The 22,045-nt window shown below is 70.5% G+C and carries 19 protein-coding genes; 12 read left to right on the top strand and 7 right to left on the bottom strand.

Annotated elements, in window-relative coordinates; all coding sequences use genetic code 11:
• Positions 1–57 precede the first annotated feature (57 nt).
• Positions 58–1,212: a C40 family peptidase gene (locus tag NE236_RS16945; protein ID WP_252842951.1), complete on the top strand. Its 1,155-nt coding sequence runs from the start codon at positions 58–60 to the stop codon at positions 1,210–1,212.
• A gap of 37 nt (positions 1,213–1,249) precedes the next feature.
• On the opposite strand, the gene NE236_RS16940 is transcribed toward NE236_RS16945, so the two are convergent.
• Complete coding sequence (locus NE236_RS16940; protein WP_252842950.1) at positions 1,250–1,867, bottom strand: acyl-CoA-like ligand-binding transcription factor; 618 nt, start codon at positions 1,865–1,867, stop codon at positions 1,250–1,252.
• On the bottom strand, positions 1,848–3,377 hold the full coding sequence (locus tag NE236_RS16935; protein ID WP_252842949.1) for a DHA2 family efflux MFS transporter permease subunit: 1,530 nt from the start codon (positions 3,375–3,377) through the stop codon (positions 1,848–1,850). Before NE236_RS16935 ends, NE236_RS16940 begins: the two co-directional genes overlap by 20 nt.
• Before the next feature lie 115 nt (positions 3,378–3,492).
• Here NE236_RS16935 and abmR point away from each other — a divergent pair, with 115 nt between their 5' ends.
• The 8 genes from abmR (at position 3,493) to NE236_RS16895 (ending at position 11,813) form a co-directional block, all read left to right on the top strand.
• Positions 3,493–4,017 carry an ATP-binding transcription factor AbmR gene (gene abmR / locus NE236_RS16930; RefSeq protein WP_289850499.1) on the top strand — a complete coding sequence of 175 codons (525 nt, stop codon included), beginning with the start codon at positions 3,493–3,495 and terminating at the stop codon, positions 4,015–4,017.
• Between the two features lie 257 nt (positions 4,018–4,274).
• Positions 4,275–5,810, top strand: coding sequence for a phosphoenolpyruvate carboxykinase (locus tag NE236_RS16925; protein WP_252842948.1), 1,536 nt, complete (start codon positions 4,275–4,277; stop codon positions 5,808–5,810).
• Positions 5,811–6,057: 247 nt separating this feature from the next.
• Positions 6,058–6,639, top strand: coding sequence for a hypothetical protein (locus tag NE236_RS16920; RefSeq protein WP_252843122.1), 582 nt, complete (start codon positions 6,058–6,060; stop codon positions 6,637–6,639).
• Positions 6,640–6,672: 33 nt separating this feature from the next.
• Positions 6,673–7,434, top strand: a complete 762-nt coding sequence (locus tag NE236_RS16915; RefSeq protein ID WP_252842947.1) for an isoprenyl transferase — start codon at positions 6,673–6,675, stop codon at positions 7,432–7,434.
• A gap of 162 nt (positions 7,435–7,596) precedes the next feature.
• Positions 7,597–8,904, top strand: coding sequence for an RNA 5'-3' helicase PhoH2 (phoH2, locus tag NE236_RS16910; RefSeq protein ID WP_252842946.1), 1,308 nt, complete (start codon positions 7,597–7,599; stop codon positions 8,902–8,904).
• 413 nt (positions 8,905–9,317) lie between these two features.
• Entirely contained in the window at positions 9,318–10,319 is a 1,002-nt protein-coding gene (locus tag NE236_RS16905) for an aggregation-promoting factor C-terminal-like domain-containing protein (protein WP_252842945.1), read from the top strand.
• Between the two features lie 297 nt (positions 10,320–10,616).
• Positions 10,617–11,048, top strand: coding sequence for an aggregation-promoting factor C-terminal-like domain-containing protein (locus tag NE236_RS16900; RefSeq protein WP_252842944.1), 432 nt, complete (start codon positions 10,617–10,619; stop codon positions 11,046–11,048).
• 300 nt (positions 11,049–11,348) lie between these two features.
• Positions 11,349–11,813 carry an aggregation-promoting factor C-terminal-like domain-containing protein gene (locus tag NE236_RS16895; protein WP_252842943.1) on the top strand — a complete coding sequence of 155 codons (465 nt, stop codon included), beginning with the start codon at positions 11,349–11,351 and terminating at the stop codon, positions 11,811–11,813.
• A gap of 111 nt (positions 11,814–11,924) precedes the next feature.
• On the opposite strand, the gene NE236_RS16890 is transcribed toward NE236_RS16895, so the two are convergent.
• Together NE236_RS16890 and NE236_RS16885 are read right to left on the bottom strand one after the other, a co-directional pair.
• Positions 11,925–13,328: a class II fumarate hydratase gene (locus tag NE236_RS16890; RefSeq protein ID WP_252842942.1), complete on the bottom strand. Its 1,404-nt coding sequence runs from the start codon at positions 13,326–13,328 to the stop codon at positions 11,925–11,927.
• Between the two features lie 297 nt (positions 13,329–13,625).
• Positions 13,626–15,422 (bottom strand): serine/threonine-protein kinase, encoded by a 1,797-nt coding sequence (locus NE236_RS16885; protein ID WP_252842941.1) that lies wholly within the window; start codon positions 15,420–15,422, stop codon positions 13,626–13,628.
• Between the two features lie 134 nt (positions 15,423–15,556).
• Here NE236_RS16885 and NE236_RS16880 point away from each other — a divergent pair, with 134 nt between their 5' ends.
• Positions 15,557–16,792, top strand: coding sequence for a serine/threonine-protein kinase (locus tag NE236_RS16880; protein WP_252842940.1), 1,236 nt, complete (start codon positions 15,557–15,559; stop codon positions 16,790–16,792).
• Positions 16,793–17,062: 270 nt separating this feature from the next.
• Entirely contained in the window at positions 17,063–17,545 is a 483-nt protein-coding gene (locus NE236_RS16875; protein WP_252842939.1) for a hypothetical protein, read from the top strand.
• A gap of 33 nt (positions 17,546–17,578) precedes the next feature.
• Here NE236_RS16875 and NE236_RS16870 read toward each other — a convergent pair whose 3' ends face one another.
• Positions 17,579–19,219 (bottom strand): fumarate hydratase, encoded by a 1,641-nt coding sequence (locus NE236_RS16870; protein ID WP_252842938.1) that lies wholly within the window; start codon positions 19,217–19,219, stop codon positions 17,579–17,581.
• A gap of 140 nt (positions 19,220–19,359) precedes the next feature.
• On the opposite strand from NE236_RS16870, the gene NE236_RS16865 reads away from it, so the two are divergent.
• A complete protein-coding gene (locus tag NE236_RS16865; protein WP_252842937.1) occupies positions 19,360–19,521 on the top strand; it encodes a hypothetical protein in 162 nt (53 codons plus the stop codon).
• Between the two features lie 179 nt (positions 19,522–19,700).
• On the opposite strand, the gene NE236_RS16860 is transcribed toward NE236_RS16865, so the two are convergent.
• Together NE236_RS16860 and NE236_RS16855 are read right to left on the bottom strand one after the other, a co-directional pair.
• On the bottom strand, positions 19,701–20,642 hold the full coding sequence (locus NE236_RS16860; RefSeq protein ID WP_252842936.1) for an EamA family transporter: 942 nt from the start codon (positions 20,640–20,642) through the stop codon (positions 19,701–19,703).
• A gap of 251 nt (positions 20,643–20,893) precedes the next feature.
• On the bottom strand, positions 20,894–21,991 hold the full coding sequence (locus NE236_RS16855) for a DMT family transporter (protein ID WP_252842935.1): 1,098 nt from the start codon (positions 21,989–21,991) through the stop codon (positions 20,894–20,896).
• Between the last annotated feature and the right edge of the window lie 54 nt (positions 21,992–22,045).

Here is a 22,045-nt window from a genome sequence, read left to right as displayed (position 1 = left end):
GACCATCGCCCTCGTAGGTCATAGTCGTACAACGCACTGGGGACGAGGGAGGGTGCCGTGCGCTGGCCGAGCCGCCGCATGCTGCCGACGGTCGTCGGCGTTTCACTGGCCACCACCATCGCCGCCGACATCGCGATCGTGCTCGCCGGGCCGCTGCAGCCCCCGGCGGTGCCACTCGCCGGCGGGCGTTACGTGGCCGCGGCGCAGAGCACCAGTTATCGGGTGGCGGCGCTCCAGAAGACGGTCACACCGCACCTTCTGGTCGCCTCCCCGCAGACGCTGCCCGCCGACGCGATCGAGAAGGTCCGCCAGACGAAGGGCGTCAACGCCGTGGAGGTCGTCGACGCGGCGCGCGCGCTGGTGGGCGGCAAGCGCGTGGGCATCCTGGGCGTCGAGCCGTCGACGTTCCGGGCCTACACTCCCGAGGCGAGCGCCAAGTCCGACGCCCTGTGGAACAACGTCGCGGGCGGCGACGTCGCGATCTCCTTCACCATGGGGCAGGACGGCGGCATCCCGCTGGCGTCCCAGACGCAGATCGGCGGGCAGACGCACCAGACGTCCGTGCGCGTCGGCGCGTACGCCACGATGGGCATCGACCAGGTCGACGCGGTGGTCTCGCACTACACCGCGCAGACGATCGGCATGCCCTCCGGCAACGCCCTGCTCGTCAGCGCCCCGCACGCGAACCTCGCCAAGCTCCGTAAACAGCTGGCCGAGCTCCTTCCCAAGGGCGCCAAGATGGCCACGCTCGAGTCGCGGTTCGACGGCCCGACCCTTCCCGGGGGCACGGCTGGTGCTCCGGGCCGCGTGCTGACCGCGACGCAGGTCAGCACGGTCATCCAGGCCGCCGAGTCCAAAATCGGCATGCCGTACGTCTGGGGTGGTGAGTCCGACCGCGAGGGCGGCTACGACTGCTCCGGCCTCGTGCAGTACGCCTTCGCCAAGGCCGGCATCAGGATGCCGCGCACGGCCGACATCCAGGCGTTCACCGGCTGGCGGCTGCCGTTCAGCCAGGCCCAGCCGGGCGACCTGCTCACCTGGAAGAACGACCCCACCTTCAACGGCGTCTCGCACATCGCGATCTACCTCGGCAACAACAAGATGGTCGTCGCGCGGCACACCGGCACTCTGATCCAGATCCAGGACGTCTACCTGAACAACTTCTGGGGCGCCATCCGGGTCAATCCCCAGCTCGCCGGCACCAAGGCCTGACACTCGCGCCGCGCGCCGCGGAGGCGACGCGCGGCGGTCAGAGGGGGCACCCGGCGGCGAGGAAGTCGAGGCCGCGGTCGAGCAGTTCCAGGATGTCCTCCTCGCCGTCCTTGTACACCCAGGCCAGGACCGCCGTCTCCCAGACGGCGATCAGCGCCGCCCCGAACGCCTGAAGCTCGAAGTCGCCCGCCGGACGGCCGACCCGCTCGGCGAGGGCCTCGACGATCGCCCGTTGGGTGGCCCTGGTCTGCTCCCACTGACGGGAGCGCAGGGCCGGGACCGACAGCATCAGGCGGCCCCGATCGAGGATCCGCTGTCGTTCACCGGCGATCATCGTCCCCATGGTCTCGCGCAGCATGGTGCGGAGCGCCTCCACGGGGGACAGCTCCGGGGGTTGCTCGCGGAGGATCTGGAGCATCCACGGGTCGTACTCATCGGTGAGGACGGCGTCTTCCTTCGTCGGGAAGTACCGGAAGAACGTGCTCGGCGACACCTCCGCCGCCTCGGCGATCTGCTCGACGGTCGTCGCGTCGTAGCCCTGTTCCAGAAAGAGCCGGAGCGCGTGCTCCTGGATGGAACGCCGGGTCTTCAGCTTCTTCCGTTCGCGCAGGCCGAGGCGTTGTTCGAGAGACCGTTCAAGCGGAGGCGTACTCATGAGTCGATTGTCCGTTACCCGTGGGCGCGGTGGCATCTCGACGCGGCAGGAGGATCACGGCGAGGATCGCGGCGGCCGCCATGATCCCCGCACCGGCCACGAGGGTGAGGTCCATCCCGTGCGTGAACGCCGCCCGCGCCGAGTGGAGCAGTCGGGGGTCGTGCAGGCGCTCGGCCACCGCGAGGCCGCCACCGACCTTGGCCCTCGCCGCCTCGGCCGCCGAAGGCGGCAGCCCGGCCACGTCGACGTGCCCGCGGTAGCCGGAGGACAGCACGCTGCCCAGCACGGCGGCTCCGAAGGCCCCTCCGACGAGACGGACGGTCATGAGGACGGCGGAGCCGACGCCCGCCTGTTCGGCCGACAGAGCGCTCAGGGCCGCGGTCATCGAGGCGGGGAGCATCAGGCCCATCCCCAGGCCCGCGACCGTCAGCCAGGCGGCGGCGAGGCCGTAGCCCGACCCGGCCGTGGTGGTCGTGCCGATGACCATTCCGGCGGTCATCACCAGGCTCCCGGCGGCGATGGTGACGCGCGCGCCGAGCCGCCTGACGAGGAGCGCGCTGATCCGGGAGCCCGCCAGCAGGCCGCCGATGAGGGGCAGCAGCCGGAGCCCCGACCCCAGCGGGCTGGTCGCGAGCACGGCCTGGAAGTACTGCGGGGCGACGAAGAGCACACCGAACATGGCGAAGGTCATCAGGGTGGCCGGGACGACCCCGCCGGTGAACCGCCGGTCGGCGAAGAGGGTCAGGTCGATCAGCGGGTGGCGGGCGCGACGGGTCCAGGCCACGAAGGCCACGACGACGATCGCGCCGGCCGTCATCACGCCCCACACGGCCGGGCTCGACCAGCCGTACTCGTTCTCCTGGATGGTGCCGTACACGAGCGCGATCAGGCCGGCGGTCGACAGCAGGAGACCGGCGAAGTCCGGACGGGGAGCGGAGGAGGAGCGCGACTCCGGGATCAGGATGAGACCCAGGATGAGGGCCGCCGCGGCGACGGGGATGTTGATGAAGAAGATCGAGCCCCACCAGAAGTGGTCGAGCAGGTAACCGCCGATGATCGGGCCGAGCGGCAGGCCGAGGAAGGATGCGCCGGCCCAGGCCGCGAGCGCCTTCGGCCGTTCCTCGGGAGGGAAGACGACGAGGAGCACCGACATGGCGAGCGGAGTGATGGCCGCCGCGCCGACGCCCATGAGCGTGCGGGCCGTGATCAGGCCGGCGGGGCTGGAGACGAGTGTGGCGATCACCGAGCCGGCCAGGAATAGCGCGAGGCCGGCGAGCAGCGTCTTCTTACGGCCGTACCGGTCGCCGATCAGCCCGGCCGGAATGAGCAGGGTCGCCGAGACCAGTGTGTACGAGGCGACGATCCACTGCAGTGCGGTCGTGCCGGCGCCCAGCTGTGCCGACAGTGTCGGCAGGGCGACGTTGAGCGCGGTCAGGTCGAGGCCTACGGCGAGCAGGATGACGACGAGTGCGCCGAGCACCCACCAACGGCGGACTCCAAGAGAGTTCATGACAGTTACCACCATCTGGATGTTGACATGAAATGAAAGTAACTCCCATAAGGGGGTTTCTGTCAACCTGGCATCCGCTCTTGGCGACCGCGCGATGTCATGTAATCATGATTACATGACTACTACGGAAGGTGCGGAGGAGAAGCTCCGCGGTTGGTTCTCCGGGCGGCTGCCCGATGAGTGGTTCGAGGGGCCGCCCCGGGTCGTCCTCGACCGGGAGGAGATCGGCGTCATCGGCCGGTTGGCTGAACCTGAGGTCGCCGAGGGTGCCTCCGAGGCCGAGCGGTCCGAGGCCGTCGCCGGCCAGATCCAGCGTTTTCGCGAGGACACGCGGGAACACCGGGTCGCCATCGCCCGGGAGGCCGAGCACCGTTTCGCCCGGAAGGTCTCCTGGGGCGTGGAGTGCGCCGATGAGAAGGTCATGTTCACCACGCTGTCCGTGCCCGTGATGACCCGCCTCCGCCAGCCTGAGCGGAGGGTTCTCGACACGCTGGTCGACGCGGGTGTCGCGCGCAGCCGCAGTGACGCGCTCGCCTGGTGCGTCCGTCTCGTCGGGAAGAACGCCGACGAGTGGCTGGCCGAGTTGCGGGACGCGCTCCTGCACGTGGAGCGCGCGCGGGCCGCCGGCCCCCAGGTCTGACCCGCGGCCCCTCCGTGTCCGGCCGACCGACTTCGAGGAAATCGGAAACACGCGTGAAACAAACAAGAATTGCCGCTCGGTCTAGTCCAAAGGTCTAATCCATTGGTCTAATCCAAAGGTCTAAACCAATGCCCCCTAAACGACCTTCCCCCCGTTGAGATCTGCTTGACGGGGGGATGTTCAAAATGCCTCGTGTGGGTACACTCACCAAATCCCGACCATCAACCCATCGGGTGTCCCTGTGCGAAGGAGTGATCGTGGCGTACGAGGTCAAGGCCAGGTCCGTCGAGTGGAATCCGACCGCGGCCCGACTGCGTGAACTCACCGAGAAGATGCCCAACTCCCAGGTGACCGAGTTCGGCAACGTCGTCGTGAAGGCCCGGGTGGACAGCCGGAGCGCCAAGTCCACCTACATCGTGGACGACTCCACCAACAGCACCAAGCAGACGATCACCCGGGCGGAGTACGACCGCGTCGCCGGCGCGCAGGACACCTACCTCGCAGGCCGGGACGTCGTCGTGGTGGACGGCTACATCGGCAGCGACCGCGGCTTCCGTACCAGGGCCCGCCTGGTCATCGAGGCGTCGAACGCCAACATCGCCGGCATGCAGAAGCAGCTCTACTACCCGGTCGAAGACACCTACGACCCGGCGACGTGGGACCCCGACACCACCGTCGTGTACACCCCGAACCTTCCGATGGAGGGCTACCCGAACGACCGGCTCATCGCCGTCGACCTCGATTCCGACATCACGCGGGTCTTCAATTCGGACTACTTCGGGGAGTCCAAGAAGGGCGGCCTGCGGATGTGGAACAACATCGTTTATGAGCGCGGTGGCCTTTCCCTGCACGCCGGATGCAAAGTGATCCCGGTGGGCGGTGAGAACAAGACGGTGCTCATCGTGGGTCTGTCGGGCACCGGCAAGACGACGACGACTTTCACCACCCAGCTCGGCAGTAAGCCGGTCCAGGACGACTTCATCGCCTTGATGCCGGGAGGTCGTGTCCACACCACCGAGAACGGCTGTTTCGCCAAGACATTCGGCCTGGATCCCGAATTCGAGCCGACGATCTACAACGCCACGGTGAAGCCCGACGCCTATCTGGAGAACGTCTCGGTCGACGCCGACGGCAAGGTCGACTTCTTCGACACTTCCTGCACCAAGAACGGGCGGACGACCTGGCCGTTCAAGTACGTCGACCCGTGGCCGGCCGACCAGGTGGAGCCCGCCGAGTTCCTGCTGATCCTCAACCGCAACGAGAACATCGTCCCGGGTGTGGCCCGGCTCGACCGCGCGCAGGCGGCGGCGTACTTCATGCTCGGCGAGACGACGGGCACGAGCGCCGGCGGCAAGGACGAGGAGGGCAAGTTCCTGCGGGTGCCCGGGACCAACCCCTTCTTCCCCCGCGACATGGCCGACATGGGCAACCGGATGCTCGAACTGCTCGACAGCCACGAGATGAAGGTCTTCGTGCTCAACACCGGCCGCGTCGGAGGCGGCGAGGGCGACGACCGCGCCAAGAAGGTGAAGATCCCGCACTCGTCGGCGATCGTGCAGGCCATCGTCGAGGGCACGATCGAGTGGGAGGACGATCCCGACTTCGGGTACGAGATCGCCTCGTCCCTGCCCGGCATCGATGACATCGAGATCCTCCAGCCCCGGCGGCTGTACGAGCGGCAGGGCCGGATGGAGGAGTACGACGCGATGGTCGGGCGTTTGAAAGCCGAGCGCCGCGAATACCTTTCATCCTTCACCGGCCTCGACGAGGCGATCGTCAAGTCGATCGGCTGACCAACCCGGGATGGGTACGCCCCGGCGGCGGGACGCCCGCCGCCGGGGCGTTTCACGTCCGATCAACGGGAAACCGGGCGCCCGGGGCGTTTCACGCGCCGCCTCATCCCGGGTGACCTCGGGCGCCCGGGTCGGTCAGCGTCGGGTCAAGTATCCCGTGGGCTCTCGATCTGGAGCAAAACAGCAATCTACGCTTACCCATGTGGGAGAACTACGCTGCGTCGACGGATCATGGCTAGAGGTGATCATGGTTCCGGTCCGCGACCGGAGCGGCACCCCGTACGAGGTCACGCTCGAACTTCAGTGCGACGGCCGGTCGTTCGGCGCGGTGGGGGAGTGCTGCGGGTACTTCCTGGCCGCGCTCGCCCGCCGGGTGGCCGACGCTCGCCTCGAGGGCTCACCGGAGGCACGGGCCTGGCCCGATGAGGCGGATCGCTTTCCCGAACCGCCGGCCCCGGCGGCGCCGGGCGCCCCTGGGGAGTACCGGCTCGTCTCCCGGGAGCCCGAGCTGTTCACGTTCCGGTGCAGGGAGCGCGCGGACACGGCCGGCACCGGCGAACTCCGGTGCACGCTCCGCACGTCGTGCACCTGGCTGTCCGGCCCGGACCACCGCGGCGGTGAGTGGCGGCGGTCCCGGAGGGCCGTCGTGGAGGCATGGGGAACGGACGGCCACGGGGTGCGCGCGGTCCTCACCTCCGCGGAGCTCGCCGACTTCCTGGCGGCCCTGGTCGTCGAGGCTCGGCGGGTGGGCGCCGATTACCGAGACGTCCTCGCGAGTTCACCGGTAAGCGCCCGGCATGCGCCCTCCGGGGCGATAATTGACTGCTGATCCCCCTGGCGTCGACGAAGAAGGTGCGGGCACATGGGCTTGCGAGACCTGGTCTACAAGCTTTACGAACGACGGCTTGAGACGAGGCTCAGCCCGGACACCACACCGCGCCACATCGGGGTGATCCTGGACGGCAACCGCCGGTGGGCGCGGTCGATGGGTCTCGCCGACGTCGCCACCGGTCACCAGCGGGGCGCCGACAAGATCTCCGAACTGGTCCAGTGGTCGAAGGAGACGGGCGTCGAGGTCGTCACGCTGTGGCTGCTGTCGACCGACAACCTGTCCCGGCCCGCGGAGGAGCTGGAGCCGCTGCTGGCGATCATCGAGAACACCGTGGAGGACCTGGCCGGCCAGGGCTGGCGCGTCCAGCCGGTCGGAGCGCTCGATCTCCTGCCCGACAAAACCGCACGTGTGCTGAAGCACGCCGCCGAAAGCACATCTGACGCCCCTGGTCTGATTGTGAACGTCGCGGTTGGGTATGGAGGTAGACGTGAGATCGCTGATGCGGTGCGCTCACTCCTGCATGAGCACGCGAGCAGGGGCACCAGCATCGAGGAACTGGCCGAGATCCTCGATGTCGAGCACATCGCGGAGCATCTGTACACCCGCGGCCAGCCCGACCCGGATCTCGTCATCCGCACGTCGGGAGAGCAGCGCCTGTCCGGCTTCATGCTCTGGCAGAGCGCCCACTCGGAGTTCCACTTCTGCGAGGCCTTCTGGCCTGACTTTCGCAAGGTCGACTTCCTGCGGGCGATCCGTTCCTACGCCGCGAGGCATCGGCGCTACGGCTTCTGAACCGTCGGTTGAGCGTTCCCGAACGGCCGGTTTCGGCCGGTCGACCACTCGGTGCGCATCTGTTCTCGGGCGGTTCCTTCGGCCTAGCGTCGTACCAGGTCCCCCCGAGGAAAGGGCGCTTTCCCAGGCGGCCCGCCTGGGCAGGTGCCCGAAGGAGAACGAGTGGCCACACCTGCCACCACCCGGCGCACGTACGTCCTCGACACCAGCGTTCTGCTCGCCGACCCGGGGGCGCTGACCCGGTTCGCCGAGCACGAGGTCGTACTCCCGATCGTCGTGATCACCGAACTCGAGGCCAAGCGCCACCACCCGGAGCTGGGCTACTTCGCACGGAACGCCCTTCGCACCCTGGACGACCTGCGGGTCGCCCATGGCCGCCTGGACGAGCCGCTGTCGGTCGGTGACCAGGGTGGAACGGTCCGAGTCGAGCTCAACCACTCGGATCCGTCGGTGCTGCCGGCCGGGTTCCGGCTCGGTGACAACGACACCCGCATCCTCACGGTGGCGCTCTCGCTGTCCCAGGAGGGGCACGACGTCGTGCTGGTGTCCAAGGACCTGCCGCTGCGGGTCAAGGCCGCGTCGGTCGGCCTCACGGCGGAGGAGTACCGCGCCGAGACGGTCGTGGAGACCGGTCACACGGGCATGGTGGAACTGGAGGTGGGCTCCGACCGGCTGGAGGAGCTGTACGACGCGGGCCGGCTCGACCTGGAGGAGGCGCGCGACCTGCTGTGCCACACGGGGCTCCGGCTGATCTCGGCCGGCGGCTCGGCCCTCGGCCGCGTGATGCCCGACAAGTCCGTGCAGCTGGTCCGCGGCGACCGGGAGGTGTTCGGCCTGCACGGGCGGTCGGCGGAGCAGCGCGTCGCGCTGGACCTGCTGATGGACGAGGAGATCGGCATCATCTCGCTCGGCGGGCGGGCCGGCACCGGCAAGTCGGCCATGGCGCTGTGCGCGGGCCTGGAGGCCGTTCTGGAGCGCCGCAGTCACCGCAAGGTCGTGGTGTTCCGGCCGCTGTACGCCGTCGGCGGGCAGGAACTCGGCTACCTGCCCGGCACCGAGAACGAGAAGATGTCCCCGTGGGGACAGGCGGTGTACGACACCCTGTCCGCCATGACCACTCCGGACGTCATCGAGGAGGTCCTCGACCGCGGCATGCTCGAGGTGCTGCCGCTGACCCACATCCGCGGCCGTTCGCTCCACGACTCGTTCGTGATCGTCGACGAGGCGCAGTCCCTCGAACGCGGTGTGCTGCTCACCGTGCTGTCGCGCATCGGCACCGGCTCGCGCGTGGTGCTGACGCATGACATCGCGCAGCGGGACAACCTGCGGGTCGGTCGCCACGACGGCGTCGTGGCGGTGGTCGAGAAGCTCAAGGGGCACCCGTTGTTCGCGCACATGACCCTGACCCGGTCCGAGCGCTCACCGATCGCCGCCCTCGTGACGGAGACGCTCGGCGACGTCGGCGTCTGATTCCGCGCAGGCCCAGGGGCTCCTCCGATTCGATCGGAGGAGCCCCTTTTCGTCACGCCCCGGAGTCGTTCAAACGGCGATCGTCATAGTGTGACCAACATCACATAACGATGTCGCCACCAGTGAATTCCCTGCTCGGAGTGGATGTTCGGTCGTTTGTGCCCGATGTGACGTGATTAGACGTGAGATCAGTCACGTCATTCCGGTTGCGGAGTACCCCCCGTCTTACTGCAGTGTGGTCCGCCGTAAGCACTCCTGCGGGACACCCCCCGGTCCCGGCGTGACCCCCCGTGCGCCGCATGTCGGGAGGGCAAGCCCGCCCAGGGTGCCGCGCGCTTTCGAGTCGCGGCGGCGCCGGGGGTGATGGCACTCGTACGCGTGCCCATGCGCGTGCGACCGTCGGAAGGACCGCCTTGTACGGAGACCGTTTCGGGTCCCCCGGGCGAGACGATCGACAAGACGGCACCGAGCCTCACGCACCGTGGGACGACGCCCGTTTCCTCGAGAACCAGCCCTCGTCCGAGGACGTGAAGGTCGCGGGTTCCCCCATCGCGTCGTGGCCCGAGGGGCCGGACGTCTCCGGGGCCACCTCCGCCATGCCCCTGCCGGGGACGGCCGAAACCGCCCCGGTCGATGAGTTCGAGGTCACCCGCAACGACTTCGGCGCTCCCCCTCCCGGCGGCCCTCTGCCGCCGAACGGCCCCGGCCCCGGCTCCGGGGACGATGGCTTCGAGTCGATGCGCCGCAGGTCCCGCCCCTCGGGCAGGCTGGTGAAGATCGGTGCGATCGCCGCCGCCGCGGCCGTCGTCGTGGGCGGCGGCACCGCCGCGTTCGCGCTCACCGGTGGTGACTCCACGCCCACGAAGAAGGCCGCCGCCGAGCCCTCCGCTCAGGTGCAGGCCCAGGCGGAGCAGCCGGCCCCGCTCACCGACACGCAGCGCAAGAGCATCGAGAGCCAGCGCCGCAAGGAGCTGAAGAGCCGCGCCCTGCGCGCCGCCCGCAGCGAGAAGGACCGGCCGAAGCTGCTGGCCAAGGGTGAGCCCGTTCCGACCAAGACGCCGACCACCAGCCCGAGCAGTGGCACCGGCGGGGGCGGCGGCGACGCCGTTCCGGCCGGCGAGGCGCAGACGATCGCGCGGAACATGCTGTCGAGCTTCGGCTGGAGTCCGAGCTCGCAGTTCAGCTGCCTGGTCAGTCTGTGGAACCGCGAGAGCGGCTGGCGGGTGCACGCGGCCAATGCCTCGGGCGCGTACGGCATCCCGCAGGCGCTCCCCGGCTCCAAGATGTCCAGCGCCGGGCCCGACTGGCAGAACGACGCCACCACGCAGATCAAGTGGGGCCTCGGCTACATCAAGAGCCGCTACAGCACGCCCTGCGGCGCCTGGGGCCACTCCCAGTCCACCGGCTGGTACTGACATTCCCCTTCGGCCCGGCGGCCACCGGCCGCCGGGCCCACCCACGGATCGTGAGACGCCCGTGGGGATGAACGCGGCGGGCCACCCGCCGCACCGCCTCGGATGCCCGGCCGTCCCTCACGGCCGGGCACGGCGTCCCACAGCGACGCCGGCCGATCGCCCGGTCGCCTTCCATCCCGCTCCACGAAGGCCGCTACGGCCGAGGCGGACACCGCTCGCCGCGTGACCGGCGCGTCGGCTGATGAAAGGTCCTTCTTGTTCCCCAAGCGCCCACGTGGCCTCTCCGCGGTCAAGGCCGTGACACTCGCTCTCTGCATGTGCCTCGGCATCGGCCTCGCCGCCGAGGCACCGGTTCAGGCGGCCTCACCCACCACGGCGGCCGAACGCGTCGCCGTCAGCGCGCAGAAGAAGCTGAGCCGCAAGCAGCGGAATCAGCGCATCGCCAAGCCGCTCGTGAAGAAGCGGTGGCATCGCACCTACAAGCGCCAGTTCACCTGCCTGGTGAAACTGTGGAACCGCGAGAGCAGCTGGAACCACACGGCGCACAACCCCTGGTCGGGTGCCTACGGCATTCCCCAGGCGCTGCCCGGCAAGAAGATGCGCAGCGCGGGCAAGGACTGGAAGTCGAACCCGGCGACCCAGATCAAATGGGGTCTGAAGTACATCAAGGGTCGTTACAAGACGCCGTGCGGCGCATGGTCGCACATGGACCGAACCGGCTGGTACTAGGGCCTGTCGCCGCCGATTCATCCCGACACCCCTGATCGGCGGCAAGAAGTCGGTAAAAGAGCGGCACAGACGCGGCCGGGAGCGGTGTCGAGCAGGGCGTGTCACGGAACGTGTCATGGCGTGGTGACGGTCCGCTCCCGTCCGGGACGGACCGTCACCGTCACTCCGAAGCGCGGAACGTCGCGTGCGGCGCCCTGATGGGATGCCGTCCGGTGGCCCGGTCGCCCGCAGGGCAGCCGACCGGCGGAGTGAAGGCCTGCACGGAGCGTGACCGGCGTTCCGGCTGACGGAAGAGCCGACTTGGATCTCAAACTGACGGGACTCTCCCGGAGCAGCGTGGCCGCGCTCGGCAGCGCCGCCGCTCTCATCACCGGACTCACGGGGGAGACGCCCGCACGCGGCGCGGAACCGGCCCACGCACGGCCCGACCTGGTGCCCGCCCGGCCACCGCAGCTGACCATCGGGGAACGCAACCGAGTGCTCGCCCTGCCGTTCCTCGTCGAAAACGGCTGGTCGTACCGGCAGTATCAGTGCCTGGACCGCCTGTGGACGCGGGAGAGCAGCTGGAACCACCGGGCCCGAAACCCCTGGTCGGGGGCGTACGGCATCCCGCAGGCCCTCCCGGCGGCCAAGATGCGCGCCGCCGGGGCGGACTGGCGGTCCAGCCCGGCCACGCAGATCAAGTGGGGGCTGGGCTACATCAAGAGCCGGTACGGGAATCCCTGCACGGCATGGGGCCACTCGGCGGCCAGCGGCTGGTACTGATCCGCGGCGTCCGGTGCGGCCAGCCCCTTCGGCGATGGGGCCGGCCGCACCGGACGCGGCCTCGGGCGGCGGCCGGGTCCCCGGCGGATCGGACGACGCGAAGGCGCCGGGTCAGGAGCCGGCGGGACGGGTCATGGCGAGGACGTTGAGGGCGGCGTCGAGCTGTTCCATCGTCAACCGGCCCGCGTCGACGTGGCCGCGCTCCAGGACGACCTCCCGGATGGTCCTGCGCTCGCGCAGCGCCTGCTTGGCGACCGCGGCCGCCTCTTCGTAGCCGATGTAGCGGTTGAGCGGCGTGACGATCGACGGCGACGACTCGGCGTACTCCCGGCAGCGGTCGGCGTCGGCCTCGATGCCCTCGACGCACCGGTCGGCGAACAGCCGGGAGACGTTCGCCAGCAGGCGAATCGACTCCAGGAGGTTGCGGGCGAGCATCGGCAGCATCACGTTGAGCTCGAAGTTGCCCGACGCGCCGCCGAACGTGATCGCGGCGTCATTGCCGATCACCTGCGCGGCGACCTGGCACACCGCCTCGGGGATCACCGGGTTCACCTTGCCGGGCATGATCGACGAGCCGGGCTGGAGGTCGGGCAGCCGGATCTCGCTCAGCCCGGCGCGCGGCCCCGAGCCCATCCAGCGCAGGTCGTTGGCGATCTTCGTCAGGCCCGCAGCGATCGTCTTCAGCGCGCCGCTGGTCTCGACCAGGGCGTCGCGGGCCCCCTGGGCCTCGAAGTGGTTCCGCGCCTCGGTGAGCGGCAGCCCGGTCGCCCGGGCCAGCTCGGCGATGACCCGGTCCGCGAAACCGGGCGTGGTGTTGATGCCGGTGCCCACGGCGGTGCCGCCCAGCGGCAGCTCGGCGAGCCGGGGGAGCACGGCCTCCAGCCGCTCGACGCCGTACCGTACCTGCGCGGCATAGCCGCCGAACTCCTGGCCCAGCGTGACCGGGGTGGCGTCCATCAGGTGCGTCCGACCGGACTTGACGACGGACGCGAACTCCTCGGCCTTACGGTCCAGAGCGCTCTCGAGGTGCCGCAGGGCGGGGATGAGCTCGTGCACCACCAGGCCGGTCGCCGCGATGTGGATCGACGACGGGAACACGTCATTGGACGACTGCGAGGCGTTGACGTCGTCGTTCGGGTGGACCGGCCGCCCCAGCCGCTCCTGGGCGAGGGTCGCGATCACCTCGTTGGTGTTCATGTTCGACGAGGTGCCCGACCCGGTCTGGAACACGTCGATCGGGAAGTGCGCGTCGTGGTCGCCGCCCGCGACCTCCAGCGCGGCCTCCGCGATCGCGTCGGCCATCCCCTTGCCGATCACCTCGAGCTCGGCGTTGACCTTCGCGGCGGCCGCCTTGATGTGGCCGAGCGCGGCGATGTGCGCGCGGTCCAGCCGCTGCCCCGAGACGGGGAAGTTCTCCACCGCCCGCTGGGTCTGTGCACGCCACTTCGCCCATGCGGGAACGCGTACCTCCCCCATGGAGTCGTGCTCGATACGGAACTCCTGCTGCTCGCTCATCGGTCGTCTCCAGAGCCGTCGAATCGTCCCCGTCCATACCCGACCCATGAGACACCAGCCGTATTCCCCGCCACGGGCCGGTCCGGCCGGCCGGCGGCGGATCGCCTCGCGCCCGTGACGCGATGAGCGGCGAGGCGCCGGATGTGGCCCCCACGTGGCGGGTCGCCTCGCGCCCGTGGGCGCGATGAGCGGCGAGGTGCCGGATGGCCCCCCACGTGGCGGGTCGCCGCGCGCTCGTGACGCGATGAGGGGCGAGGCACCGGAGGCCCCCGCGTGGGGCGGGTCCGGGCGCGCGGCTCACCCCGTCAGGGACTCGTACGCGCCGACGAGCCACTCGATCGGGCCGGCGACGGCCTCCGGTCCGCGGCGCAGGCGTACGCGGATCCGGACGTGCGACGCGCCGGAGGGAAGCCTCAGCTCGGGTGGAGTCGAGACCCGGCGCCCGCTCTTGGCGCAGTCGCCGTTCACCGTCCGGCCGGGGACGCCCAGCGCGTAGGCCGTGAACGACAGCCGGCGTGCGCCGGACCGGCAGACGACGAGCACGCCCACACGGCGGACATGGCCGGGAACGCTGAGGGTCAGCGCGGACGCGTCCGGCCAGGCGCCGCTCTCCCTCGCCACCCGGCGCGACACGGGCCGGTCCGACGCGTCCAGCAGCGTGAGGGGGAGGGCGCCCGGAAACCGCGCGGTGAGCGTCGGCGTCGAGGTGGCGCCGGGCGTACGGGGCGCCACGGTCGGGGGAGCACCGGCGGCGGGCGAGCGGGCGCCGGACGGGGCGTCCCGCGGACCGGCCCAGCCGCCCAGCCCGGCGAGCACGCCGGCCGCGACCGCGAGCGCCAGCACACCGCCGGTCACGGCGGGCAGCATTCCCGGCCGGTCGATCAACCGCCGCCGGCCGCGCGCGGATCCGGCGGCCGATGTGCCCGACGGCCTCGCGACGGGCACCCAGTCCGCTGTCGGCTGCGCGGGTGCCCGACCCGGAGCCCCGGTCACCGGCAGGTCCCGACTCGTCCGGTCCTGCCCGGTCCGCTCGAGGCCGGACGGCGTGGCAGGCGCCCGGCCCGGCCGGTCAAGGTCCGGGGGCTCGGACCGCGCACGGTCCGATCCCTCCGGGCCGGTCGGCGTGGGCTTCGCGCGGCCGGAGCGCCCGACACCCGGCGGAGCCGGCTGCGCCCGGCCGGGTCTCCGGAGACCGGACAGCTCGCTGCTGGACCACTCGTGGCTGGACCGCCTGCTCGACCGCGCTCGCGAGACCTCCGCCGGGCGCGGCGGCAACGGCGGGGCCGTGGCGGTGGTCAGCAGCGCGGCGGCGCGTTCGGCGGTCAGCCGCCGCGCGGGATCCTTACGCAGGAGGCCGTCGAGCAACGGGCGGAGCGGCCCGGCACGCGTCGGTGGGTCGGGCTCGGCCGTGACGAGCGCACTGAGCGTGGCCATCGCCGTCTCGAAGTCGTACGGGGGCCGTCCCTCGACGGCGGCGTAGAGGGTCGCGCCGAGCGACCACAGGTCCGAGGCGGGCGACGCCTGCTCGCCACGGGCGACCTCCGGAGCGACGTACGCCGGTGAGCCCATGAACGTCCCCGACTGGGTGAGGGTGGTGGCGCCCTCGTACGTCGCGATGCCGAAGTCGGTCAGGACCACCCGCCCGGAGGTCTCCAGGAGCACGTTGCTGGGCTTGACGTCACGGTGGACGATGCCGGCCTCATGGGCCGCCCGCAGCGCGTCGAGCAGCTGGCGGCCGATCTCCGCGACGCGTACGGGCGAGATCGGGCCGTCGACGAAGACGTCCTCCAGAGACCGGGCCGCGACATACTCCATGACCAGCCACGGGCGGTCGTCCTCGATCACCACGTCGTACATCGCGATGAGACCGGGGTGGTTCAGCCGGCCGGCGGACATCGCCTCGCGGTTCGTGCGCTTGATGAGGTTGATCCGCTCACGGGGCCTCAGACTGGGCGGGAGGTGGACCTCCTTGACAGCGACTTCACGCTCATCGGCCTCGTCGTACGCCCACCAGACGGTGCCCATGCCACCTCGGCCGATCTCCTCGATCAGCCGGTAACGACCGGAGAGCAAGCGATCCCGGGACTCGGCCACGAAGCGCAAGATACCCGCGTGTGCCCGTCGCGGCACGCGGATCCTTACGGTGATCTTGCACTCAGGTCGGCACCGCTGCAAGATCGGAGCTGACAGGCAGGTCTGTTGTCAACGCCATCGGAAGAGGCGTGAGGATGGAAACCTTTTCGGCTTCGGGGCTCGACGGACCCACGGTCCTCGCTTCCGGTGTGCTTCCGCTCGAGATCGACGATCCGGCCTCCATCGGCGGGCACCGCCTGGTCGCCAGGCTGGGTTCGGGCGGGATGGGCGTCGTCTACCTGGGGCGCGACCGGAGCGGCGGTCTCGTCGCGGTCAAGACCGCGCGTCCCGAGGACGCCGACGACGAGGGCGTGCGGCTCCGGTTCCAGAGCGAGGCGGAGTGCGCCCGGCGGGTGCCCGCCGGGTGGACGGCGCGGGTACTCGTCGACGGCACGACCGACAGACCGCCGTACCTGATCACCGAGTACGTCGAGGGCCCGTCACTCGCGCACCTCGTCGACACGAGCGGGCCCCTGCGGCCGGAGCAGCTGCGCGCCCTCGCCACGGGGGTCGCGCGGGCACTGGCCGCGATCCACGGGTCGGGCATGGTCCACCGGGATCTCAAGCCCGCCAACGTGCTGCTGACGCCCAACGGCCCCCGCATCATCGACTTCGGGATCGCCCAGCGCCTTCCCGCCTCGGGCGGGTTGACCAAGGACGGCGTCGTGATGGGCAGTCCCGGCTGGATCCCGCCCGAGCGGCTGACGGGGCGGCCCGCCGCCGGCGCGGCCGACGTCTTCGGGTGGGGCTGTCTCGTGGCCTACGCCGGGACCGGCCGCAACCCGTTCGGTCAAGGGGACGGTGACGAGGTGGCGCTGCGGATGATCCACGAACCGCCTGACCTCGACGACCTGCACGAATCGCTCCGTCCGCTGGTCGCGGCCGCACTGGCCAAGGACCCGGCGGAGCGACCGCGGACCGGGGAACTGCTCGCACGGCTCGGGGCGGACGTCACGAAGCCCACGGGGGTCAGACGCGCACGGCGGATGATGGTGCCGGGCGTGGCCGCCGCGGCGGTCGCCGCCGCGGCCGTGGTCGTCACGGTGACCGTCACCTCCGGAGGCGGCCAGGAGGCGGAGCGCTCGTCTCCCGGCCATGGCACCGTCACGCCGTCGAACCCGGCCCCGCCGTCCCTTCGACCCGGCGGCGGGGTGCCGCTGCGGCCCGTGTCCGCCGGCACGGCCCCGTCGGCCGCGCGCCGTACGGCTCCGGCCCGCAGACCGGCGAAGACGAGCCAGGCCGCGGCCGCACCGACCAAGGCCACCAAGACCAGCCACGGCCTGGCCACGAAGAACAAGGCCAAGAACAAGACCAAGGTCAAGCGCAAATAGCAGGCAGCCCTGCATTCCGGCCGCGCGCGGCCCGGCAATACCGCGGCCAGCCGGCCCCACTGATCTGGCCGCCGAAGCCCCGTGTTCTGCGTTCGGACTTCTGCGACCCTGGCCCTGATTTGTGGCATTAAGGGCGTTTCGCGGTCGTCATTCCGGCATGATGATCTTCATGCCGCTTCGCTGATTCCCCTGGGGGCGGCTCAGCGCGTCCCCCTCCACCAGCGAAAACTCGGAAGGAAGACCATGCGCTTCACGCGAATCGTCCGCTCCTTGAGCGCGGCCGCCGTCACCGCGGCCGCCGTCACCGCCCTGGCGCCGCCGGCGCACGCGGACACGGAACATTGCCTCTACAGCGACAACCCGAAGATGAAGAAGACCCTCCCGACGCCCGGTAAAGACACCAGGTTCGCCATCAACCTCTGCGTGGTCAAGCTTTCCAACGGCAAACACTGGGCCTACGCGGACATCCACTGGCACAACGGCGGCGACTCCGACGTCGATGACAAGCGCAAGTTCGACAAGGTCGGCTTCGTCCTCCGCCTCGAACGCCACAATGTCGCGAGGCAGACCCAGTCGTGCGAAGCCCGCCACAAGGTGAACACGCAGAAGGACGGCGACGTGTTCTGCTCGACCAAGGTCGATTCCTCGAAGGTCAACGGAGGCTGGACCGCCGACGGCTATGTCAAGTACGACATCGACCGCGACGGCAAGAGCGCCATGACCTGGAACTGGCCCGATTCACCGTCGGTCTGATTCCGCAGTCAGGCCACGGCGGCCGGTCGGGCGTCAGCGTCGGCCGATGGTCAGCAGCGGCCCGGTCGTGTCCGCGAAGAAGTCGTCTCCCCTGTCGTTCACCACGATGAACGCGGGGAAGTCCTCGACCTCGATCTTCCAGACCGCCTCCATGCCGAGCTCGGGGTACTCCAGCACCTCGACCTTCTTGATGCAGTCCTGGGCCAGGCGGGCGGCCGGGCCGCCGATCGATCCGAGGTAGAAGCCGCCGTGCGCCTCGCACGCGTCGGTCACCTGCTTGCTGCGGTTGCCCTTGGCCAGCATGACCAGCGAGCCGCCGGCCGCCTGGAACTGCTCGACATAGGAGTCCATCCGGCCGGCCGTCGTCGGTCCGAACGACCCGCTCGCGTAGCCCTCCGGCGTCTTCGCCGGGCCGGCGTAGTAGACGGCGTGGTCGCGGAGGTACTGCGGCATCGGCTCGCCGGCGTCCAGACGCTCCTTGATCTTGGCGTGGGCGATGTCCCGGGCCACGACGAGCGGCCCGGTCAGCGAGAGCCGCGTCTTGACGGGATAGCGGCCGAGCTCGGCGCGGATCTCGTCCATCGGGCGGTTGAGGTCGATGCGGACGACCTCGCCCTCGAGGTCGTCGTGGGTGGTCTCGGGCAGGTAGCGCGCCGGGTCGGCCTCGAGCCGCTCGAGGAACACGCCGTCGCGGGTGATCTTCGCCAGGGCCTGCCGGTCGGCGCTGCAGGACACCGCGATCGCCACCGGGCACGACGCCCCGTGGCGGGGCAGCCGGACGACGCGGACGTCGTGGCAGAAGTACTTTCCGCCGAACTGCGCGCCGATCCCGAGCTTCTGGGTGAGCTCGAAGACCTGCTGCTCGAGCTCCAGGTCACGGAAGCCGTGGCCGGTCGGGTCGCCCCCGGTCGGGAGGGTGTCGAGGTAGTGCGCCGAGGCGTACTTGGCGGTCTTGAGGGCGTACTCGGCGCTGGTGCCGCCCACCACGATCGCGAGGTGGTACGGCGGGCAGGCGGCGGTGCCGAGCGACCGGATCTTCTCCTCCAGGAAGGACAGCATCCGGCCGGGGTTCAGCACGGCCTTGGTCTCCTGGTACAGGAAGGACTTGTTCGCGCTCCCGCCGCCCTTGGCCATGAACAGGAACTTGTACGCGTCGCCGGGCGCGGCGTACAGCTCGATCTGGGCGGGCAGGTTGCTGCCGGTGTTCTTCTCCTCCCACATGGTCAGCGGCGCCATCTGGGAGTAACGGAGGTTCAGCCTCGTGTAGGCGTCGTACACGCCGTGCGCGATGTGACGTTCGTCGTCGCCGTCGGTCAGGACGTGCTGGCCGCGCTTGCCCATCACGATCGCGGTGCCGGTGTCCTGGCACATGGGCAGCACGCCCGCCGCCGCGATGTTCGCGTTCTTGAGCAGGTCGAGGGCCACGAACCGGTCGTTCGGCGACGACTCCGGGTCGTCCAGGATCTTCCGGAGCTGGGTCAGGTGCGCCGGGCGGAGCAGGTGCGAGATGTCATGGATCGCCGTCTCGGTGAGGAGCCGGAGCACCTCGGGCTCGACCTGAAGGAAGGTGCGGCCGCCCGCCTCGAACTCGCTGATCCCGTCGCTCGTGAGCAGGCGGTAGTCGGTCTCGTCCGGGCCCTGGGGGAGAAGCTCGGTGAAGGCGAATTCGGGCATCGGCTTCCTCGCTGACGACGCGGTGATGATGTGGTCCCCAAGCCTAGAGCGGGGCGAACCCGGTGCCGAACGCGCCTCGGGGACGGAGGTCTCTTGCCGAGATGCCACGGGCAGAGGTATGACGACAAGAGGGGGAAAACATGCTGTTCATCGCCTATGCCGACCCGGCCGGAACGTTCCACCACCCGAACATCTTCTACATCGTGATCGCCGTCGTCGGCGTGGCACTCGTCGCCGGCATCGTGGTGAGCCTGCTCATACTCGTGCTGCGGAACATCAATAAGGAGTGGCCGATCCGCTGACCCGCCGAGGCGGCCGGGTGTCGCGCCCGCCGAGAGGCGGCGGCGCCGCGCCCGTTCGGATGGCCTCGGCGCCGCGTCCGGCGCGGTCGCGACCGCGCCCGGCGAGGGCGGAGTCGGCGTGCGACCACGTTCGTCGGCGGCGCCGCCGGGCCGGTGCGCCCGCTCGGAGGCGGAATAGCTCACGCCGCCGGCTCGCTTCGCGAACGGGACGCCCCGAGGTCGCCCATCCCGACGACCACACCGATGCCCACGAGCACGGACCCGGCCAGCTCGGCGGGCCGGATGGCGCGAATGCCCAGGAACGCCGTTGTGGCGAGCGCGCTGATCGGGATCAATCCGGAGAACAGCCCGGCCAGGTCCGCGCCGATCAGGCTGATCGCGTCGTACCACAGGATGAAGGCGGTGATGGTGACGAACGTCGCAAGGTACGCGATGCTCACCGCCTCACCGACCGTCGGCCGGCGTAACACGGCGGTGCCGTCCACGGTCAGGCCGATCGCGAACAGGATCATGGCGGCCGCCGCCGAGGAATAGGCCGACACGAGGATCGCCCCGAATTTGGGCAGCAGCGGGACGGCCAGCAGGGAGAAGGCCACCTGGCCGACGAGAGCACCGACGGCCAGCAGCAGGCCGAGCGGCCGGCCGCCGCAGAGCCCGCTGGTCAGCCCCGCGCCGATGGTGACGACGACGGCGGCGGTCACGAGGCGTGCGGTCGGCCGCCTGCGCTCCATCAGGGGCCCGATGAGCGCGAAGACGATCGGGGCGGATCCGATCACGGTGCCGATCGTCGCGGGGCTGGTGTAGTGCGTGCCCTCGACCATGCAGAGGTTGAAGCCGGCCAGCCCGGTCACGGCCAGCACGGCGAACAGGAGGCTCTCCCGTACGGTCGGCCGGACGAGGAGGGCGTCGGGCTTGACGGGCGGCGACTGTACCGGCCGCCGACGTCTGCGCCACCGGGCGACGCCGAGGAGGAAGGCGGTGGCCACGGCATAGCGGACGGCCTGGCCACCGTAGATGGGGTAGTGGGCGATCACCGCCGAAACGGCGGCGAGCGTTCCCAGGGTGATCATTGCGAGGGCGGCCTGAGCCACGCCGCGGGCACGGGAGGCTGTCTGTTCCATGCCCGTGACGCTAAGTAGCGAATGGCCCTCTCGCACGCATCCTCTGAAGATCTTTACGAAGGACCATGTGTTCGAATCGGCGAGCGGCGCGGCCCCCATGACTTCGGGGTTTGGCCAGGTCAGGCCGTTCGACGGCGTCGGCTGACCACCCGGCGCGGCCCCCTGCCGCTCGGTTCCCGCCACCCACCGCTCGGGTCCCGGCACGGCCTCACGGTCGCGTCCCCGGACGACCCTTCGTCCGCACCCTCACGTCAGGAACACGATGCGTCGGCGACACGCACTTCTCCCTGATCGGACGGCGGGGCTACGGCCGTCGCCGGCCGGCCCGGTGTGCTCACGGTCGCGCTCGCCTTCTCGCTCGCTTCGCGGCCGGCTCGTCCCTCACCGGCCACATATCGTTCTCCGGCCCCCTCTCGGGGGCCCACCCCCAGCCTCCTGCTCACTCGGCGGCTCGCCGCTCCACCGCCGAGCCCGGCCGCGACCCCGCATCCGACGAGGAGGGCGCCGGTGAGCTCGGCGGCGTTCGGCGTGCCCAGTCCGAGCACCATCGTGGTGGCCGCGGCGCTCACCGGGATCAGGCCCGCGAACAGCCCGGCCCGGTCCGCGCCGATCCGCCCCAGCGCGTCGTACCACAGCACGAAGGCCCCCACCGTGACGATGACCGCGAGGTACGCGAACCCGGCCACCTCGCCGGCCGTGGGGATCCGCACGACGGCGGTGCCGTCCACGATGAGGCCGACGGCGAGCAGCATCGGGGTGGCGACCGCCGCGGAATACGCCGACACGCGGACAGGCCCGAGCCGGGGCAGGAGCGGCACGGCCAGCAGCGAGAACGCCATCTCGCCGACGAGGGCACCGAGCGCCAGCAGCAGACCGGAGAGACTGCCACCCCCCAGGCCGTTGGCCGCCGCCGCGCCCAGCGTCACGATCACCGCGGCGGCCACGAGGTGCGGTGCCGGGCGCCGTCGCTCCATCAGCGGCGCGACCACCGCCAGGACGACCGGTACCGCACCCACGACCGTGCCGATCATCGCGGGCGTGGTGTGCCGCGTCCCCTCGACGACGCAGAGGTTGAAGCCGACCAGACCGGTCGCGGCGAGCGCGGTGACCAGCGACCATTCTCGGAGCGTCAGGCGCGAACGCGCCGGTGGCCGCCCGGCCGTGCGGCCGGAGCGCTCTCGCGATCGGGCGACGGTCAGGAGGATCACCGCCGCGACGGCATAGCGCACCGCCTGGCCGCCGTACACCGGATAACGGGAGATCGCGGCGGAGACGGCGGTCAGCGTTCCGACGAGGATCATCGCGCACGCGGCCTGGATGACACCGCGCGGGCTGGTGCTGGGCTTCATGGGCTGAGACGCTAAGCAGTGATTGGTCCTCGTACGAGGACCAATCGATCGCCT

The organism is Actinoallomurus purpureus (assembly GCF_024055795.1).
In the GTDB taxonomy this organism is placed as follows: Bacteria; Actinomycetota; Actinomycetes; order Streptosporangiales; family Streptosporangiaceae; genus Actinoallomurus; species Actinoallomurus purpureus.
Note: the sequence above shows the minus strand (reverse complement) of the source record. Positions and strands in the feature narration are given on the sequence as shown.

What these genes read in the sequence shown, in the direction of transcription:
- NE236_RS16935 (WP_252842949.1), bottom strand. Translation starts at nt 3,377, where the DNA reads ATGAACTCTCTTGGAGTCCGCCGTTGGTGGGTGCTCGGCGCACTCGTC.
- NE236_RS16940 (WP_252842950.1), bottom strand. Translation starts at nt 1,867, where the DNA reads ATGAGTACGCCTCCGCTTGAACGGTCTCTCGAACAACGCCTCGGCCTG.
- NE236_RS16915 (WP_252842947.1), top strand. Translation starts at nt 6,673, where the DNA reads ATGGGCTTGCGAGACCTGGTCTACAAGCTTTACGAACGACGGCTTGAG.
- NE236_RS16865 (WP_252842937.1), top strand. Translation starts at nt 19,360, where the DNA reads ATGCTGTTCATCGCCTATGCCGACCCGGCCGGAACGTTCCACCACCCG.
- NE236_RS16920 (WP_252843122.1), top strand. Translation starts at nt 6,058, where the DNA reads ATGGTTCCGGTCCGCGACCGGAGCGGCACCCCGTACGAGGTCACGCTC.
- abmR (WP_289850499.1), top strand. Translation starts at nt 3,493, where the DNA reads ATGACTACTACGGAAGGTGCGGAGGAGAAGCTCCGCGGTTGGTTCTCC.
- NE236_RS16880 (WP_252842940.1), top strand. Translation starts at nt 15,557, where the DNA reads ATGGAAACCTTTTCGGCTTCGGGGCTCGACGGACCCACGGTCCTCGCT.
- NE236_RS16870 (WP_252842938.1), bottom strand. Translation starts at nt 19,219, where the DNA reads ATGCCCGAATTCGCCTTCACCGAGCTTCTCCCCCAGGGCCCGGACGAG.
- NE236_RS16855 (WP_252842935.1), bottom strand. Translation starts at nt 21,991, where the DNA reads ATGAAGCCCAGCACCAGCCCGCGCGGTGTCATCCAGGCCGCGTGCGCG.
- NE236_RS16890 (WP_252842942.1), bottom strand. Translation starts at nt 13,328, where the DNA reads ATGAGCGAGCAGCAGGAGTTCCGTATCGAGCACGACTCCATGGGGGAG.
- NE236_RS16860 (WP_252842936.1), bottom strand. Translation starts at nt 20,642, where the DNA reads ATGGAACAGACAGCCTCCCGTGCCCGCGGCGTGGCTCAGGCCGCCCTC.